General features: G+C 70.2%; 11 protein-coding genes. 8 read left to right on the top strand and 3 right to left on the bottom strand.

The genetic code is table 11. The features are described 5' to 3' along the window. Nucleotides 1-36: 36 nt before the first annotated feature. The 5 genes from mihF to metK all read left to right on the top strand — a co-directional run bounded on the left by mihF (nucleotide 37) and on the right by metK (nucleotide 4,017). Nucleotides 37-354, top strand: a complete 318-nt coding sequence (gene mihF, locus F8178_RS12440) for an integration host factor, actinobacterial type (protein ID WP_089301118.1) — start codon at nucleotides 37-39, stop codon at nucleotides 352-354. Then, complete coding sequence (gmk, locus tag F8178_RS12435) at nucleotides 351-959, top strand: guanylate kinase (protein ID WP_317494917.1); 609 nt, start codon at nucleotides 351-353, stop codon at nucleotides 957-959. The genes mihF and gmk overlap by 4 nt, the downstream gene beginning before the upstream one ends. Nucleotides 960-1,102: 143 nt before the next feature. After that, complete coding sequence (rpoZ, locus tag F8178_RS12430) at nucleotides 1,103-1,375, top strand: DNA-directed RNA polymerase subunit omega (RefSeq protein WP_317494916.1); 273 nt, start codon at nucleotides 1,103-1,105, stop codon at nucleotides 1,373-1,375. Between the two features lie 136 nt (nucleotides 1,376-1,511). Next, nucleotides 1,512-2,771 carry a bifunctional phosphopantothenoylcysteine decarboxylase/phosphopantothenate--cysteine ligase CoaBC gene (coaBC, locus tag F8178_RS12425; protein WP_317494915.1) on the top strand — a complete coding sequence of 420 codons (1,260 nt, stop codon included), beginning with the start codon at nucleotides 1,512-1,514 and terminating at the stop codon, nucleotides 2,769-2,771. Nucleotides 2,772-2,811: 40 nt separating this feature from the next. Then, nucleotides 2,812-4,017: a methionine adenosyltransferase gene (gene metK / locus F8178_RS12420; protein ID WP_317494914.1), complete on the top strand. Its 1,206-nt coding sequence runs from the start codon at nucleotides 2,812-2,814 to the stop codon at nucleotides 4,015-4,017. A gap of 20 nt (nucleotides 4,018-4,037) precedes the next feature. Here the strand turns inward: metK and F8178_RS12415 are convergent, their stop codons facing one another. Further along, entirely contained in the window at nucleotides 4,038-4,685 is a 648-nt protein-coding gene (locus tag F8178_RS12415; protein ID WP_317494913.1) for a GNAT family N-acetyltransferase, read from the bottom strand. A 179-nt stretch (nucleotides 4,686-4,864) separates the two neighbouring features. On the opposite strand from F8178_RS12415, the gene F8178_RS12410 reads away from it, so the two are divergent. Further along, nucleotides 4,865-6,925 (top strand): primosomal protein N', encoded by a 2,061-nt coding sequence (locus F8178_RS12410; RefSeq protein ID WP_317494912.1) that lies wholly within the window; start codon nucleotides 4,865-4,867, stop codon nucleotides 6,923-6,925. Between the two features lie 904 nt (nucleotides 6,926-7,829). Here F8178_RS12410 and F8178_RS12405 read toward each other — a convergent pair. Both F8178_RS12405 and F8178_RS12400 read right to left on the bottom strand, forming a co-directional pair. Further along, entirely contained in the window at nucleotides 7,830-8,420 is a 591-nt protein-coding gene (locus F8178_RS12405; RefSeq protein WP_317494911.1) for a hypothetical protein, read from the bottom strand. Nucleotides 8,421-8,798: 378 nt separating this feature from the next. After that, nucleotides 8,799-13,598: a cation-translocating P-type ATPase gene (locus F8178_RS12400; protein WP_317494910.1), complete on the bottom strand. Its 4,800-nt coding sequence runs from the start codon at nucleotides 13,596-13,598 to the stop codon at nucleotides 8,799-8,801. 523 nt (nucleotides 13,599-14,121) lie between these two features. Between F8178_RS12400 and F8178_RS12395 the strand changes: the two genes are divergently transcribed. Together F8178_RS12395 and F8178_RS12390 are read left to right on the top strand one after the other, a co-directional pair. After that, nucleotides 14,122-16,461 carry a tetratricopeptide repeat protein gene (locus tag F8178_RS12395; protein WP_317494909.1) on the top strand — a complete coding sequence of 780 codons (2,340 nt, stop codon included), beginning with the start codon at nucleotides 14,122-14,124 and terminating at the stop codon, nucleotides 16,459-16,461. Continuing rightward, entirely contained in the window at nucleotides 16,445-17,878 is a 1,434-nt protein-coding gene (locus F8178_RS12390) for an FAD-binding protein (RefSeq protein WP_317494908.1), read from the top strand. The genes F8178_RS12395 and F8178_RS12390 overlap by 17 nt, the downstream gene beginning before the upstream one ends. Nucleotides 17,879-17,926 lie beyond the last annotated feature (48 nt).

Below are 17,926 nucleotides of genomic sequence, written 5' to 3'. Positions count from 1 at the left end.
CGACGAAGGCGAACATGACGCGTATCGGAGGAAATCGTGGCTCTTCCCCAGCTGACCGAGGAACAGCGTGCTGCTGCGCTGGAGAAGGCTGCTGCCGCACGCCGCGCACGCGCCGAGCTGAAGGAGCGGCTGAAGCGCGGTGGCACGACCCTGGCCGACGTGCTGAAGCAGGCCGATGAGGACGAGACGCTGGGCAAGATGAAGGTCTCCGCCCTGCTCGAGTCGCTCCCCGGCGTCGGCAAAGTTCGTGCGCAGCAGACGATGGAGAAGCTGGACATCGCACCGAGCCGTCGGCTGCGTGGTCTCGGCGAGCGCCAGCGGAAGGCGCTGCTTGCCGAGTTCAGCGACGAGTGACGGCGGCGAACCCGTCCGGTGGTGAGCCGGGGGCGGGCCCGCGGGCCCGCCCCCGGCTCACCGTTGTCTCCGGCCCGTCCGGTGTGGGCAAGTCGAGCGTGCTCGCCGAGCTGCGGACGCTGGTTCCGGACGTGTACTTCAGCGTGTCGGTCACGACGAGGGCAGCCAGGCCGGGCGAGGTGGATGGTGAGCACTACCACTTCGTCGACAGGGAAACCTTCGAGGCCATGGCGGCAAGGGGAGAGCTGCTGGAGTACGCCGAGTTCGCGGGCAACCTCTACGGAACGCCGCGCGGGCCGGTCACCGAGGCGCTGGCCGCCGGACGGCCCGCGGTGCTCGAGATCGAAATCCAGGGTGCGCGGCAGGTACGGCGGGCCATGCCCGAGGCGCAGCTGGTCATGCTGGTCCCGCCGAGCTGGGAAGAGCTGGTCGGTAGGTTGACCGGTCGCGGCACCGAGGAGGGCACCGCGGTGCGCACCCGGTTGTCGGTGGCAGCGGAGGAACTCGCCGCCGCCGAGGAGTTCGACGCACACGTTGTCAATACCGATGTGCGCACCGCGGCCGAGCAGTTGCTAACCTTGATATCCGGCAAGACCGTGAGTTAGGAGCTGCGTCGACGCCATCGCGACGAGCGGTGACCAGCAGCAGGAAGTAGCGACAGGCAGCCACAACCACAGCGGTACCTCGCAGGGAAGCCGTTTCCCGCCTGCCGCGAGGACCGCGGCGAACACCCACAGGAGCGCAGCGAGTGAGCACGACTCTTGGCCTTCATGGTGAGAAGCTGGAAGGCATCACCCACCCGCCGATCGACGACCTGCTCGATCGGGTCAGCTCGAAGTACGCGCTGGCCATCTACGCCGCCAAGCGGGCGCGTCAGATCAACGATTACTACGCCCAGCTCGGTGAAGGGCTGCTGGAGTACGTCGGCCCGCTGGTCGATCCTGGCCCGCGCGAGAAGCCGCTGTCGATCGCGCTGCGGGAGATCCACTCCGGGTTGCTCGAGCACACCGAGGGCGAGTGACCGGCACGTGTCCGGGCACGGTCGCTGACGAGGCCACGCCCGAGTGCCTGCCCGCTCGCTCACCGCACGTCACGGTAGGTGGTCGCGGTACAGCGGGGTGCTGGATCACCACGGCCTGTGAAGGAACAGCCCGGAGATGACCGAGGACGCAATGCGCGCGCCGCGCGTCGTGGTGGGGGTCGGCGCGGGCATCGCCGCGTACAAGACCTGTGAGGTGGTGCGGGGGCTGGCCGAGTGCGGCCACGACGTGCGGGTGGTGCCGACACGTTCGGCACTCGAGTTCGTCGGCGCGGCCACGTTCGAGGCACTGTCCGGTAACCCGGTGCGTACTGAGGTGTTCGCCAACGTGCCGGAGGTCGAGCACGTCCGGATCGGCCAGCAGGCCGACCTGGTGGTGGTTGCTCCTGCCACCGCCGACCTGCTCGCCAAGGCTGCGCACGGCCTAGCTGACGACCTGCTCACCAACACGTTGCTCACCGCGCGCTGCCCAGTGGCGCTGTTCCCCGCGATGCACACCGAGATGTGGGAGCACCCCGCGACACGCGCCAACGTGGCCACGCTGCGGGCGCGGGGCACGATCGTGCCGGATCCCGACACCGGCAGGCTCACCGGAACCGACTCGGGCCCGGGGCGGATGACCGACCCGTCCGAGATCGTGGACCTGGCCCGGTTGCTGATCGACGAGCCGCACGGCCTGCCGAGGGATCTCGAGGGCGTGCACGTCGTGGTCTCCGCGGGCGGCACCCGCGAGCCACTCGATCCGGTGCGATTCCTCGGCAACCGGTCGTCCGGTAGGCAGGGATACGCGCTGGCGCGAGTGGCCGCTGCCAGGGGAGCGCGGGTGACGTTGGTGTCGGCGCACACCACCTCGCTTCCGGTGCCTGCTGGGGTGGAGGTGGTGCATGTGTCCACCGCCGATGAGCTCCGGCACGCGGTGCACGAGGCGGCGAAGTCGGCGAGCGTGGTCGTGATGGCCGCGGCGGTGGCGGACTTCAAACCGGCCGCGCTGGTCGAACACAAGATCAAGAAGACCGACACCGAACCCGAGCCGGTCGTGCTGGATCGCAACGCCGATGTGCTGGCCGAGCTGGTCGAGAACCGGCGCGGCTCGCAGGTGATCGTGGGGTTCGCCGCCGAGACCGGTGACGGTGGCAGCGACGTGCTCCAGCACGGTCGCGCCAAGCTGCGGCGCAAGGGTAGCGACCTGCTGGTGGTCAACGCCGTCGGAGACGGCAAGGCGTTCGAGGTGGAGGAGAACTCGGGGTGGCTGCTGGCCGCCGACGGTGCCGAGACCCCCATCCCGTTCGGCTCCAAGTCCCAGCTCGCGGCGGCGCTGTGGGACGCGGTCAGCGAGCTCCTGGCGCGCGACCGTGCCGGAGGCGAGACGCGCGGCTAGGCTGAACACGGCACCGTGTAGTGCGAAAGGGCAGGTCGCCGTGAGTACCAGTTCACACCGCAGGCTCTTCACGTCGGAGTCGGTCACCGAGGGGCATCCGGACAAGATCTGTGACGCCATCAGCGACACGGTGCTCGACCGGCTCATGGAGCTCGATCCGACGAGCAAGGTGGCGGTGGAGGCGCTGGTGACCACCGGCCAGGTTCACATTGTCGGCGAGGTCACCACCTCGGCGTGGATCGACGTGGCGAGCATCGCTCGCGAGGTGATCGTCGAGATCGGCTACGACTCGTCCGACAAAGGGTTCGACGGGAACACCTGCGGCGTCAATGTGGCCATCGGCACGCAGTCGGCGGACATCGCGCAGGGGGTGGCGCAGGCGTACGAGTCCCGGAGCGGCCAGGCGGCGGACACCTCCCTTGCTGCCGCCCAGGGAGCTGGCGATCAGGGATTGATGTTCGGCTACGCGTGTACCGACACGCCGGAGCTGATGCCGCTGCCGATCGCGCTGGCCCACCGGCTCTCGCACAGGCTGGCGCTGGTACGCCGCGACGGCGCCGTGGCGTACCTGCGACCGGACGGTAAGACTCAGGTCACCGTCGAGTACGCGGGGGATGAGCCGGTGCGGCTGGACACCGTCGTCGTGTCCGCGCAGCACGCACCGGATGTCGAGCTCGCGGGGCAGCTGGTTCCCGAGGTCACCAAGCAGGTGCTGGAGCCGGAACTGACGGATCTGGGCCTGGACACCGAGCAGGTGCGGCTGCTGGTGAACCCGACGGGTCGGTTCGTCCTCGGCGGTCCCGCCGCCGACGCAGGCCTGACGGGCCGGAAGATCATCGTCGACAGCTACGGGGGTATGGCGCGCCACGGCGGCGGCGCGCTCTCCGGAAAGGATCCATCGAAAGTGGACCGTTCCGGCAGCTACGCGATGCGCTGGGTCGCCAAGAACGTGGTCGCCGCCGGGCTCGCGTCCAGGGTCGAGGTCCAGGTGGCCTACGCCATCGGCACGGCCCGGCCGGTCGGCCTGTTCGTGGAGACCTTCGGTACCGAGACGGTGGACCCTGCCCGTATCCAACGCGCTATCGAGGAGGTCTTCGATCTGCGGCCGGGTGCCGTGGTCGCCGAGCTCGACCTGCTGCACACCCGGTACCGGCCGGTGGCCGCCTACGGCCACTTCGGACGGCCGGAGCTGGACCTGCCGTGGGAGCGCACCGACCGGGTCGAGCAGCTACGCCGCGCGGCGTAGCGTGGCGCGTCGCGGGTTGGTCACGTCGTCCGGACCATGGTCTGCTGGTGCAGGCGGCGGCCCTGGCTGCGGATTCCCGGGATCGGCGGGTTCGGGCCGTGCGCGACGAACCCCATACGTTCGAAGAAGCGCACCGCGCGGGTGTTCTCCACCAGCGTCTGCAGATAGCAGCCCGGGGTGCCGGTGTCGGCGAGACGGTCGAACCAGCGTTCCATCAATGCGGCGGCGACTCCGGTGCCCCGTGCCTGCGGCAGCACATTGATGTGCAGGTGGGCGGGCCACCGCGGATCATCGAGTTCCACGACGGGAGGGTGCCTGCGTACCCGCGCGCCCGCCGAGTCGAGCAGGCTGCGGGCGAAGAAGGGAAGGCAGCGAGGCCGGAGCATCAGCCGGTGCCGCCGGATGGCCCGTTCCATCCGCTCGCGCTCGCTCGGTAGGGCGGAAGTATCCAGGCAGCCCGTCAGGTAGCCCACCATGGTCCCGTGGAGGAACGCGAGGAACAGCGAGTCCGGCGCGAGGTCCATATAGGGAGCGAGGTAGACGTCGGTCTCGGAGTCCCGGTGTCCCCAGAGCGCGTCGGGTGGTGCGCCTTGCCCCGCGCTGGCGAACAGCGCGCGTAGCGGCTCGGTGTCGGATTCGCGGAACGTGCGGATCTCCGGTGTGGCCACGGACGAACCCCCCTTGCCTTCCGGTGGCTGATCCGGGTGATTCTGCCGTATCCGCTGCGATGATGGGTGTCAGAGATGCGAATCGTTCGATCCGGTAGTGGGGGGTGCAGCGGTTGAGCGTCGGGTGAACCAAGGGGTATCCGGAGGCGCCCTCACCGCCCCTGGTAACAAGAGCAGCGATGGCAACAGCGAGCCGTAGCAGGAAGGGGCAGCGCAGGCCGGCGGCCGAGGCGCCGGTCGCGCGGGTGTACGTCGACGTGCCGCTTGCCCACCTGGACCGGCCGTTCGACTACCTGGTCCCGCACACGCTCCACGAGGCCGCGGTGGCGGGCTGCCGGGTGCGAGTGCGGTTCGCGGGCCAGCTGGTCGACGGGTTCCTGCTGGAGCGGGTCGCCGACAGCGAGCACTCCGGGCGGCTGTCTTACCTGGAACGGGTGATCTCCAGCGAGCCGGTGCTGAGCGCGGAGCTGGCCGCCCTGGCGCGGGGCGTCGCGGACCGCTATGCGGGAACGATGATCGATGTGCTGCGGCTGGCGATCCCGCCCCGCCACGCCAGAGCCGAGCGGGAAGCCCCCTCTGGCGACGCGGGCGACGCAGGCGGGCACATCGGCTCGGTGGCGCCCGCCGCGCCGGATCAGGCAGGGTGGCGACGCTATCAGCACGGTACTGCGTTGCTGTCGGCGCTGGCAGGCGGCAAGCGAGCCAACGCGGTGTGGCAGGCGCTGCCGGGTGAGGACTGGCCGATGCGGCTGGCCGAGATGGCCGTGACGGTGGCCGGGGCCGGCCGGTCGGCGCTGCTGGTTGTGCCGGATCACCGTGACCTCACCAGGGTGCACACCGCTTGCGCGGACCTCGCGGGCAGCCAGGCGGTGGTCGCGCTGACCGCAGGTCTCGGCCCCGCCGAGCGGTACCGTCGGTGGCTCGCGGTGCGCCGCGGTCGGGTACGGATCGTGGTCGGCACCCGCGCGGCGATGTTCGCGCCCGTCACCTCGCCCGGGGTGTTCGTGGTCTGGGATGACGGTGACGACCTGCACGCCGAGCCACGGTCGCCGTACCCGCACGTGCGGGACGTGCTGATCCAGCGGGGGCACGGCAGCGGCACCGGGGTGGTGGTAGCGGGCTTCGCGCGTACCGCCGAGGCGCAGCTGCTGCTCGAATCCGGCTGGGCGCACCCGGTGCAGGCCACCAGGGAGGAGGTCCGCGCAGCCGCGCCCCGCACCGTGGGGCTCGGCGATGAGTACGAGCTGGCCAGGGATCCGGCTGCCGGTGCTGCCCGGCTGCCAGCGGCCGCGTTCGAGGCTGCCCGCGCGGCGCTGGCAGCGGGCGCACCCGTACTGGTACAGGTCCCGAGGCGCGGGTACGTGCCCGCGCTGGCGTGCGCCCGCTGCCGGGAGCCCGCCCGCTGTAGGCAGTGCGCGGGCCCGCTGGCGCTGCGCGGCAGGCACGGCGGCGAGGCGGGCGCGGCCGGTGGTGACGCGGGCGGCGGGGACGCGCACTGCCGCTGGTGCGGCGCGGTCGAATCGCACTTCCGCTGCCCGAGCTGCGCGGCCACTCGGCTGCGTGCGGTGGTGGTCGGCGCGCAGCGCACCGCGGACGAGCTCGGCAGGGCGTTTCCCGGCACCGCGGTGCGCACCTCCGGTGGGTCCGAGGTACTCGACTCGGTCGGGGACAAGCCAGCCGTGGTGGTGGCCACGCCCGGGGCGGAACCGGTGGCCGAGGGCCGCTACGGCGCGGCGCTGCTGCTGGACGGGTGGGCGCTGCTTGCGCGCCCGGACCTGCGCGCGGGCGAGGAGGCGCTGCGGCGGTGGATGGCAGCGGCCGCGCTGGTGCGCCCGGCGAGCGAAGGCGGCCGCGTCGTGGTTGGTGCGGACAGCGGGCTGCCGCAGGTGCAGGCGCTGCTGCGGTGGGACCCCGGCTGGTACGCCGAGCGGGAGCTGGCCGAGCGACGCTCGCTGGGTTTCCCGCCTGCGGTGCGCATCGCCAGCGTGCAAGCCAGGGCGGATGTGCTGGCGGACTTCCTGATGGAGCTGGCGCTGCCGGAGGAGGCCGAGGTACTCGGACCGGTTTCGGTGGCACCGGCCGCCGAAGGGGAGGAGGAGGTCGAGCGCGTGTTGATCCGCGTCGCGCGCACCGGCGGCAGGGAACTCGCGACGCGGCTCGCCGCCGCCCAGGCCGGTCGTAGCGCCCGCAAGGCGGCCGATCCGGTCCGCGTGCAGCTCGACCCGCTGGAGCTGATCTAGTGGCGTGTGTCGATGGTTGTTCGCGGTCTCGTCGCCTGAGCTCGGTTCGGCGAATCGACCTGCTTGGACCATGTGGCCGGGCCAGCGAGCGGAGATCCGCCGGAGTGTGCGGTTCGAGGCGACCACGGCCTTCGACCTACAGCGGGGCGTTACGGTGTGACACGGGACGGGTCTTTCTGTACGGCGGACGAGTGGCCATCACTTCTCATCCTGCCGCCGAAAGACCCGTAGCCGTCCCCTGTGTCAGACCCCGTCAGCCGACGCCAACGTCATGTCCCGCAACACCCAGAGGTCTATTCACAAGTCGGTGGACGAGGCTCGCCCTCGAGTGACTCGCGGCCGACGACCGCAGGTCACAGGAGATGTCCGGAACCCGTATTGCGGTGAATAGGCCGGCTACTGAATAAGGGTGCTAAACTCTGAAACTGTTCTGGCATCTTTTTACTCCATTGGAGTCCTCGATCGATACTCCAACAATTGCGTGAGAGTCTCCCGGAGCGTGCGCATCGTCAGTGGCATAGATGAACCCGGTCCTTGCCCCGCCTCGACTCGATGCTGGGAACGGCGGCATTTCATCTGTCTGACCGTCGGACCCCGTAACAGTTACCCAAAGTATCCCTTCTTCGCTTGTGCTAAGCCACGGGCCAAGGTCCACACCAATGATTCTGAAACTAGCAGTATTACTTAGCATATCATGCTCGACCTGGGTTGCGAAAACGGTGTCACCGCAGTTCGGAGGCCGAAAGGTGTCGGGCTCGCCGGCGGCGACCGCTGACGGCAGGAGCGAAAGAGTGAAAGCTAGAATAGAAGTATTCAGTAATTGCTTGAGTGGCACTCTTTTCGGTATTGCCCCCACGTTTCATCTATATATTTTTGTTAGATATCCTCAGTTTAAGGGTCGCGTTCACTTTAGGTGTCGTCGCGGTAGATAGATATCAAGGTTTTTGCAGTGTTCGATGGCGTAATCATCGAGTTCGATGCCACATCCGTAGACTCCCAGGGAAACTTGCTTGCTCACGAGATTTGCGATCGCACACCAGGCATCTCCTATGCGATAGTGAGCGAAGTCGGTTTCCGCACCGTCGACCGTTCCCGTGGCGCCCGTCCAAGGGGCTGTGTCCGGTTGACGACTCAACTGTTCCAGTATCGTTGAATGTTGGTAGAATTCGGCCGAACGGCGACCGTTACTTTGTGTTGGATACGCCAAGTGAATGAGCCCGAGTAAGACACCGAGCGCCGCGTCAACGAGCGCGGAATCGTCTGAGGAATTCCGATAACGTAGCGTTTCGAGGTTAGCCACGGTGCTGGTAACAAGCACCGAACTATCACCAGCCGGATCGCCGTGACCGAGATCAACATGCCAGATCGGTGCGTAGGACCCAAGGGGGCCGGGGCGCCGGAAACGATCCCACTTCTCCAGCCATCGGGTGCCATTAAACGCTCTGCTCAATCCATACACCGGAAATTGCGGTTGTTCCGGGAGTGGACCAAACATGTCCGGTCGACCCTCGGCGTGTTTCCCCGTGCGCTGATAGTAACGGTCTCGGTACGTGACGAGCAACGAAGTTGTGGCGCGTTCGAGGGGGAGGTGTGACGCCTGAGGCCAGTGAGCTAGGTGTTGCTGTGATGGACAAGGTTGGTCGGGCGGGGCTGTCGGGCGAGCAGGAGCGTGAGGTGTGGCGTCGGTGGAAGCGCGGGTGTTCGTTCAGCGATATCGCCCGGACATTGGGGAAGGTGCCGGGCTCGGTGCTGATGCACTCGCTGAGCTGGAACCAGGCCACCGAACATCATGCCTCACCTGTGGTTTCTCTCCGCTCCTCGGCTGTGCCGCCCCCCGCCAGCGGGCTTGTGAACAACCCTCCGGAGGTGACGTTCAGTGCCTTCGGGAGTCTGGGCGGACGAGGCGGCCGGCGACCTGGGAGCCGATCGTGGCGGCGGCCGCCGAGCCGGCCGCTAGCGACCAGCCGACGGGCCCGAGCGGGCGGCAGCCGAACAGGCCGCTGACGATCGGGGTCTGGATCACGGCTACCAGCACGATGCCCGAGGCCACGCCGGTGAGCAGGGTGGTGGGCCTGCGCCAGCCGCCTGCCGCGATCGTCTGTCCGAGCTGGGTGCCGACCAGGGCGGCCAGCCCCACGGTTCCCGCGCGGGTGCGGGTGCCGGTGAACCGCGCGACCGTCCACGCGGCTGTGGCGCCCAGCGCGGTTGCGGTGCCGCGCACCGCGACGTCCCTGCGCAGCGCCTCGCCGAGGGAGACATCGGGGCCTTCGCGCAGCAGCGTCTCGGGGGAGACGTCCGCCGGTGGCCGTACCGCGATCGCGACCGCGGGAGCCAGGTCGGTGAGCAGGTTGACCAGCAGGAACTGGCGTGGCCGGAGCGGGGCACTGCGGCTGAACAGGCTGGCCAGCGCGGTGAAACCGATCTCGCCGAGGTTGCCCCCGACCAGCACCGCCAGCGCCTCCCGGATCGAGCCCCACAGCGCCCGCCCCTCGGTGATCGCCGCGATCAGCGTCTCCACACGATCATCGGTGATCACGATGTCGGCGGCCTCGCGTGCCGCGGAGGCGGAGCGCCGCCCTAACGCCACTCCGACGTCGGCGAGCCGGATCGCCGCGGCGTCGTTGGCGCCGTCGCCGGTCATCGCCACGGCTGCCCCACGCCGCTGGAGGCTCTCCACGACACGCATCTTGTGCGCGGGCGTGACGCGGGCGACCACGGTCGCCTTCGTCAGCACCTGATCCAGAGCCTCGTCGTCGAGTTCGTCGAGCTCGGCTCCGGTCACCGAGGTGGAGGTGTCCAGGCCCAGCTCGGCGGCGATGCTGGCCGCGGTCTCGGCGTGGTCTCCGGTGATCATCATGGTGCGGACCCCCGCCTCACCGATACCGCGCACAGCCTCGGCGGCCGTAGCACGCACCGGGTCGGCGAACGCGAGCAGCCCAACCAGGGTCAGCCGTTCGAGCCGGTCGGTCTCCAGCTCGGGACGTTCGGAAGCGGAGCGCTCGGCCACGGCCAGTACCCGGTGGCCGCGTGCGGCCAGCTCGCTCGCGTGCGCCAGCAGCCGTTCCCGCTCGGCATCGTCGAGGTCGACCCGCGACTCGTCGTGACGCCATGCGGTGCAGGCCTCGACCACGACCTCTGGGGCACCCTTGACGACCAGCCGATGCCCGGAGCCGTTGTAGCCGAGGACGGCGTGCACGCTGCGGCTCGCCTCGAACGGCAGCTCGGTGACCACCCGCCATCCCACGTCCTCATCGGCGGTGACACCGTACTCGCGTGCCGCTTCGTGCAGCGCTTCGTCGATGTCGTCGAGCTCGGCCAGCTCCTGCCCATCGTCCGGCTGCTCGCTGGCGCGGAGCGCCGCGGCCACGCGGGCCCGACCGGCGGCGCCGATGCGCCCGACCGGCTCCAGCCGCCGCCCGTCGGAGACCCCGACCAGCCGGACCCGCCCGTCGGTGAGCGTTCCGGTCTTGTCCACGCACAGCACGTCCACCCTGCCGAGGGCTTCGACGGTGCGGGGGTTGCGCACCACCGCGTTGTAACTCGCCAGCCTGCGCGCCCCCGCCAACTGGCCCGCGGTTGCCACGAACGGCAACCCTTCGGGCACCGAGGCGACAGCGAGGCTGACGGCGGTGCCCGCGATGTCATGCAGCGGCCAGCGGCGCAGCAACCCGATACCGGCGATCCCCGCCGCGGTGCCGATGGCCGCGGGCAGCAACCGTCGGGTGAGCTGTTCGAGCCGCAGCTCCACCCCGCTGGGTGGTGGCGGTCCTGCCAGCGCGAGGCTGCGTGCCACCTCGGTGTGCTCGCCGGTCGCGGTCACCACGGCACGAACCGAGCCGGAGGCCACGGTGGTGCCCTGGTAGAGCATGCAGTGGCGATCGGCCACGTCGGCACCGGGACACGCCTCGGAGGTCTTGGCCACCGGCAGGGATTCGCCGGTCAGGCTCGACTCGTCGACCTCACACCCGTCGACGTCGAGTACACGTGCGTCGGCGGGCACCACGTCGCCCGCGCGCAGCAGCATCACGTCGCCGCGCACTAACCGGTCCTCGGCGATGGTGATCTCGCGGCCGTCGCGCAGCACCGTCGTCCAGGACACGTCGTCTTCGAGCAACCGACGCACCGTGGTGTCGGCGCGCAGCCGCTGGAGGCCGCCCACGGCGGTGTTCAGGCCGATGAGCCCGAGCACGAGCCCCGCGTCGGTCATCGATCCGACGGCGGCGGACAGCCCCGCACCCGCCGCCAAGATGGGGTTGAGGGGGTTGGCCAGCTCCGCGAGGAACGGCTCAGCAGGCGAGACCTCGCGCCCGCCGCCGCCTGCGGTGGAGCGGCGCTGCGCCGCGTCCTGCTCGCTCAAGCCCCGGTCGGGGTCGCCGCCCAGGATGGCCAGCACGCGACTCGGATGGAGCGCGTGCCAGCGGCCCTGATCGGGAACCCTCGGGCGGGGTGTGTGCGCGAGCCGCACGGCGGCCCAGGTGCCCGCGATCAGCGAAGCGGCGGCCGCGCCGCCGGCCATGGCCATCGCCCGCGAGCCGGCCGCCAGCCTCGGCCCGGTCAGCGCGACCAGCGCAGCCAGCGCCGAACCGCCTGCTGCGAACTGCGCGGCGCGGGTGCTGACCTGGCGCGCGACGCTGGTGGCGTCGATCAGCGTGGCCGCGTCCGCGAGCTCCCGTCCCAGGATGAGATCGGCTCCCCATGAGGGCCTGCCGGTCGGTGCCACCACGCCAACCCCCACGTCGGCGGCGGCCAGCGCGGCATGGCCCTGGCGGGCCACGACCAACACGCCCGCGCCCTCCGCCTGCAACCCGCGTACCGCCGCTCCGAGGTCGCAGTCGGCTTCGAGTAGCCGGTCGGCGCCCAGCTGCTGTTCGTCGGGCGCCCCCGCGTGGTGGTTGCGCCTGCGCACCACGAGCCGGTGCCCGCAGCGGCGAACGGCTTCGGTGACCCGTTCCAGCCCTGGGTCGAACTCGGGTACCGCGTGGACCAGATGGGAGGCCTCGCCGCGATGCAGCAGCGCCAGGACGATGCCGCCACGTTCGCGCATCTCCGTGGCGAGGGTGGTCGCACCGGGCGGGAGGGACGGCGGTGACGACGCGGTGTGCCGCGCGGTGTCGCTTTCCAACTCGTGGTAGGGCACGAGCTGCCAGTCATGCTCGGCACGTGCCACTTGCGGGTCGTCCACATCGAACAGCGTCTCGGCCATGCGCCACGCGGCGTCGGTGGGCGGTGTGCCGTCGGGGCGCGCGAGCTCGTGGATCCGCCACCGGTCGGTCACCAGCACGTCGGCGTCCAGCACGACCGTGTCGACGCGGTCGAGGCGGCGCAGCGCGGACCCGTCCAGTGGGATCGTCCCCCGGTAGGCGAGGGTACGTCCGAGGTGAGCGGCGAAGCCCTCGCGGCCGATCCGGGCGGTGCGCGGGGTGCCTGCCAGGAACGCGTCCGTGGCGCGGCGCGGGTCACCGGTGGCGAGCAGGGTGGCGCCGAAACCGCCGAGGGAGGCTTGTGACAGGCGGCGGGTCACCTTCTCGATCGGCCCGTCGGGCAGCGGGACGGGACGCGGTCCGATGTCGGGAGGTTCGATGGACTCGTCGCCGCACGCCGCGTACAGTTCCGGCTCGCGCTGCTGCCAGACATGCCTGCGCGCGCGGAGTTCGCCGAGCGTGAGGGTCTGCTGCGCGAGGTCGACCACGACCCCGACCGGTCCTTGCGCGAAACCCGATGCCGCGGCGCCCGCCAGCGGCAGGACGAGTGCGGTGGCGCGCCTGCCGAGCACGCGCTCGATCCGTTCCCTTGCCCAGCTGTGGTTGTTGAGTGCGCCGATCAGCCCGGCGTACTCGACGGGAAGTCGCGCCAGCCGTGCCACCCGCCCGGTGACGGACCAGCCGAGGCTGAGCACGTCGCCGACCATGATGGCGATGACGCGGTTCACGGGTTCCACATCGGCCGGATGCTCGGCACGCTCGTCGGTGTCCCAGCCGGGCCGGGACTCCTCCCGCCGGGCTCCGTGCAGCCGTTCGAGGCCTTCGATGATCTCGATCAGCGAGGTCAGGGTGGTGGTGCCGCCCTCGAAAGCGACCGCGACACGGCCGGTAATGGCGTTCACTTCGGCCCAGTGCACGTCGTCGAGCTGGCGCAGTCGCTGGGCGATGCCCCGACGCAGCCCGACCGCCTCCGGTTCCGAGATGCCGTGCACCTCGATGTGCGCGTGTCCGTGCTCCTCGTCCTCCCACACGCGGCGGTGCCTGCCGACGGTGTCCTCGACGAGGTCCACGGTCTCGGTCACGACCTCGTCGAGCAGCTCGTTGCCGTCCTCGACGAACTCCTCGACGCGTTCGGCCCCGTCGCCGAGCAGATCGGCGACCTTACCGACCAGCGAGGCCGGGTCGGCAGCGTCCCCGGTGTCTTCGACGTCTCCGGTGTCTTCGGCGTGGGTGGGCAGTCCATTGCGGGCCCGGCTGGCCGTCGCCGTCGCGGCGGCGCCGGTGTCGGTGGCAGGCTCGCTACCCTGTCCGCCATCCAGTCCGGTGGCTTGCTCGCCGTGCTGGCCGTCGGTGCCCGGTGCGGTCAGCACGCGGCTGGCTATACGGGCGGGGATCGCGGCGAGTCGCAACGGCAGCGTGGCCACCGTCCAGGAAGCATCGGCGAGAGTGCTCGTCACCCCTCGTACCGTCATCGTTCCTTCCGGCTCTACGCGGCGTGGTCTCCCACACGGTTCGGTGGGGTAGTGGATCGCCGTACCGGCCAACCGGTGCTCGCGACCGGAGTCCGCGCATATGCGTTCCGGCCGCGGAACGGACCGGGGACCGGGACCGGATGCCCAATGTACACCTCTGCAGGCCGCCGGGCCGGATCGAACTCGTGTCTCCGGCCGCATGTCGACCGTTCGAGGGAGCGCCTGAGGTGATCCGGCGCGGCACTGGATCGGCGGCGTCACGGTGCCGCCGGGCGCGGCCCGGCGAGCCGTGCGGGGCGGCCATCCGGGTGAGCCGTAGGGAATCACGGCCCGTGGTCCCGTTGATGCCTTTCCGTGCACGCGTCGTTTGGTTAGGCTCGGGTGCTACCGAGACCGTGCCGTGCCGGCGAACGGGGGCGTGCCGTGCCGGTGTGGCGGGTGGCCGTTGAGCACCGATCAGCGGTGGCCGGGACAACGGGCACAGGGGGGCCACATCGAAGGATGGGGTACCAGCATGGGGGCAATGGGTCGCGGACCGGGCGGCGAGGTGCGTTCGCTGCCGTTCGGCACGGAGTTGCGGCGGATGCGCGTTCGCCGCGGGATGTCGCTGGCGGAATTGTCTCGGCTGGTCAGCTACAGCAAGGGCTACCTGAGCAAGATCGAAACGGGAGACAAGCCCGCCACCTACGACGTGGCGCGGGCTTGCGATGCGGCGGTCGGTGCGGGCGGGACGCTGGTCGAGCTCGCCGCTCGCGGCCAGGGCGGGATGGTGTCGCCCCCGCCCGCGCAGCTGCCCACTGCGGGCGCGGGTTTCGTCGGGCGCGACGACGAGATCGACGCGCTGAACGCCTCCCGAGAGGCGGGTGCGGGCGTGGTGGTGATCAGTGGCGCTCCCGGGGTGGGCAAGACGGAGCTGGCGCTGCATTGGGCACACCGACTATGCGACCGCTACCCCGACGGGAGCCTGTTCGCGAACCTGCGCGGTTACGACCCCGAGGGCGAGCCAGCCGAACCGGCGGAGGTGCTGGAAGCGTTCTTGCGTGCCTTGAACGTGCCATCGGACGTCGTTCCCAGAACCCTGGAGGGCAAGGCCGCGCTGCTGCGTACCCGGCTGGCGCGTAGGCGCGTCCTCATCGTGTTGGACAACGCCGTGTCCACGCGGCAGGTGCGACCACTGGTACCAGGATCCGCGGGCTGCCTGCTCGTCGTCACCTCGCGGAGCTCGCTGTCAGGGTTGGCGGCACGGGAAGGCGCCTGCCGGGTACTCCTCGATCCGTTGCCGGAGGCGGATGCCGTCGACCTGTTGCGCCACGGCGTCGGAACATGCCGTGCCGACCGTGAATCGGCCGCTGTGCACGCGTTGGCGGCACACTGCAGTCGCCTCCCGCTGGCGCTGCGCGTAGCCGCCGAGCGAGCGCGGAGCAGGCCACGCCTGGGGTTGGCCGATATCGCCAGGGAGCTGGCTTCTGAGCGTCACCGGCTGGACGCGCTGTCGGCCGTGGACGATGCGACCACGGCGGTGCGTGCGGTGTTCTCCTGGTCCTACCGGGCGTTGCCGCCGGACGAGGCGCGGCTGTTCCGGTTGTTCGGCCTGCACGGCGATGCCGAAACCAGCGTGGGTGCGGCCGCGGCGCTCGCCGGTACCACACCGCACCGAGCGCGTCGCCTGCTGGACGTACTCAGCGGAGTGCACCTACTCAGCGAGGTCGCCCCTGGCCGCTTCCGGTTGCACGATCTGCTCCGCCTGTATGCCAGGGAGCAGGTGGAGCGGTACGAGCCGGGGCAGGAGCGTCGTGCCGCGGTGCGGCGATTGGTCACCTGGTACCTGCGGTCCGCCAATGCGGCGCTCGCGTTGCTGGTCCCGTACGGCAGGCCCGACTTGCTGGATACCGAGAGCTCCGACAGTGGGGGCGAGGATGACGTACACCCCGAGCGATTCGTCGGTTACGACACCGCACTGCGATGGTGCGAGACCGAGTGCGACACCGTCGTCGCCGTCACCCGGCAGGCCAATGAGTACGGCTTCGACGAGCTGGCCTGGAAGCTCCCGTTGGTGTTTTGGGATTTCTGGCACCTGCAGAAGCGCTGGGCACCGTGGATCGACGCGCACACGATCGCGTTGGAGGCAGCGCAGCGCTCGGGCGATGCGTGGGCCGAGTCGTGGGTGCGGATGAACCTCGGCGTGGCCTATCAGGACCGGCACCAGTTCAAGCTCGCGTTCGAGCAGCTGCACGAGTCCTACGCGATGCGCTTGCGGATCGGCGACGAGTGGGGACTGGCCTGGAGCCGTTACGCGCTCGGCACGAGCGCGCAGGCCGTCGGTCACGACTCGGACGCGGCGACCTACATCGACCAGGCGCTGTCCTACTTCGACGAAACGGGAAACCTGCTGGGTCGGGGTCTGTGCCTGGTGGGACTTGGTGACGTGCACCGGCGGCGCGGACGATACGGTCGGGCGCTGACCTGCCTCGAACGCGCCGTCGAGTGCTTCAGGGCGCTCGGCTACCAGCACGGCGAGGGCTACGCGGCGACGAAGCTCGGGACGGTGCTGTACGAGATCGGGCGGCCATGGGACGCGCTCAACCACGCGCGCACGTCACTGGTGCTGAGCAGGCAGGCCAGCGATCACCAGGGTGAGGCGCTCGCGCTGGACAACTTGGCGCTGATCCTGCACGAGCTGGGCCGGTCAGCGGAAGCCGTGAGCCGGTGGCGCGAGGCCGCCCGGATCCTCGACGAACTCGACGATCCCAGAGCGGCCGACGTGCGAGCACGCCTGTCGACCGTCATGAAGCACGCACCGCCTACAGCGGTGCAGGACACACCCGGTATGAACAGAGGGAGCCGCGATGCCGACGCCCGCTGATGGATCCCAACGTCCGGCCCGGCCGCGTGGGGAGCGCCAAGGCGGCGCGACCGCCCGCTACCTCGATTCGCTCGCCGTGCCACACGGCACGGTGCTGACGAGCGGGTCGACTCGTTCGGCCGTCGCAGGGGACTTCGGTGGTGTGGTCTACCGGGAACCAGACGCGGTGCTGCGACCCGAGTCCGCGGACGACATCGCCGCGGCGCTGCGGTGGGCGTGCCGCCACGAGGTTCCGGTGGCCGCGCGTGGCGCGGGTCATTCGGCGAACGGGCAGGGGCAGCTCGGAGACGGTCTCGTGGTGGATACCCGCTCGTTGGACGCGGTCGAGATGCTCGACACCGAGCACGTGTCGGTCGATGCCGGGGCGTACTGGAGCGCGGTGGCCGAGGCCACCCTGCCTCACGGTAGGACACCTGCGGTGTTTACCGATTACCTGGAGACCACCGTCGGCGGGACGCTGTCGGTGGGCGGCATCGGTGGCGCATCGCACCGCTGTGGGGCGCAGACCGACGGCGTCGCGGAGTTGGACGTGATCACCGGCGAGGGGCAGGTGGTGCGCTGCTCGCCGGAACGCGATCCGGACCTGTTCGACGCCGCGCGTGCCGGTCTCGGCCAGTACGGCATCATCGCGCGCGCCACCGTACGGCTGGTCGAGGCCTGGTCCGAGGTGCGCCGGTACCGGCTGCCGTACGACGACCTGCCTACCTTCACGGCCGATCAGCGCAGGCTGGCCCTCGAACGACGCTTCGACTACCTGGAGGGGTTCGCCGAGGTCACCGAGGATCGCCGCATCGCCTACGTGCTGGAGGTAGCCACCTTCGTGCCCGCTGCCGGGAAGGTCGACGATGCGGCGATGGTGGGCGACCTGCGCTACGAGCGGGGCGGGGAGGAGGTCGAGGACCTGTCCTACCGGGACTTCCTCGGTAGGCTCGAGCCCGGGGTGGCCGCGAGGCAGGAGGTCGGCGAGTGGCGATGGCCGCACCCGTGGCTGAACGTCTTCCTGCCCGACTCGGCAACCGACGCGGTTGTGGGCGGCGTGCTCGCCGATCTGGAACTGTCCGACATGGACAACTTCGGTGTGGTGCTGATCTATCCCGTCGACACGACCACGGTGGCGACCCCGCTGCTGCGGATGCCGGGCGAACGGCTCGCTTTCCTGTTCGGGTTGCTGCTGTCGGCCTCCCCGGACGAGCCGGGCTCGGTCGAGCGGTTGAGCGAGCAGAACCGGCGGTTCGCCGAGCGAGCTCGCTCGGCGGGTGGGTACGTGTATCCCATCGGGCCACCCTCGCTGAGCCCGCAGGAGTGGCAGCAGCACTACGGTTCACGGTGGCGGGATGTGGTCCTCGCGAGGAACCGGTACGATCCTTCCCGGATCCTTACCCCCGGCCCCGGACTCGTCGTGCCCCGCCGCCCGTGACACGGGCGATCGCCGGAACGTACGGTGGATACTCGGCGCGATCGAGCG

The sequence above is a fragment of the Haloechinothrix sp. LS1_15 genome (assembly GCF_033042135.1).
GTDB lineage: Bacteria > Actinomycetota > Actinomycetes > Mycobacteriales > Pseudonocardiaceae > Haloechinothrix.
The sequence above is the reverse complement of the archived record's forward strand: the minus strand, read 5'-3'. Positions and strand labels throughout refer to the sequence as shown.

Coding starts and splice junctions, on each gene's coding strand:
- coaBC (WP_317494915.1), top strand. CDS start 1,512: ATGACCGAGGACGCAATGCGCGCGCCGCGCGTCGTGGTGGGGGTCGGC.
- F8178_RS12410 (WP_317494912.1), top strand. CDS start 4,865: ATGGCAACAGCGAGCCGTAGCAGGAAGGGGCAGCGCAGGCCGGCGGCC.
- F8178_RS12405 (WP_317494911.1), bottom strand. CDS start 8,420: ATGTTTGGTCCACTCCCGGAACAACCGCAATTTCCGGTGTATGGATTG.
- F8178_RS12400 (WP_317494910.1), bottom strand. CDS start 13,598: ATGACGGTACGAGGGGTGACGAGCACTCTCGCCGATGCTTCCTGGACG.
- F8178_RS12395 (WP_317494909.1), top strand. CDS start 14,122: ATGGGTCGCGGACCGGGCGGCGAGGTGCGTTCGCTGCCGTTCGGCACG.
- F8178_RS12390 (WP_317494908.1), top strand. CDS start 16,445: ATGCCGACGCCCGCTGATGGATCCCAACGTCCGGCCCGGCCGCGTGGG.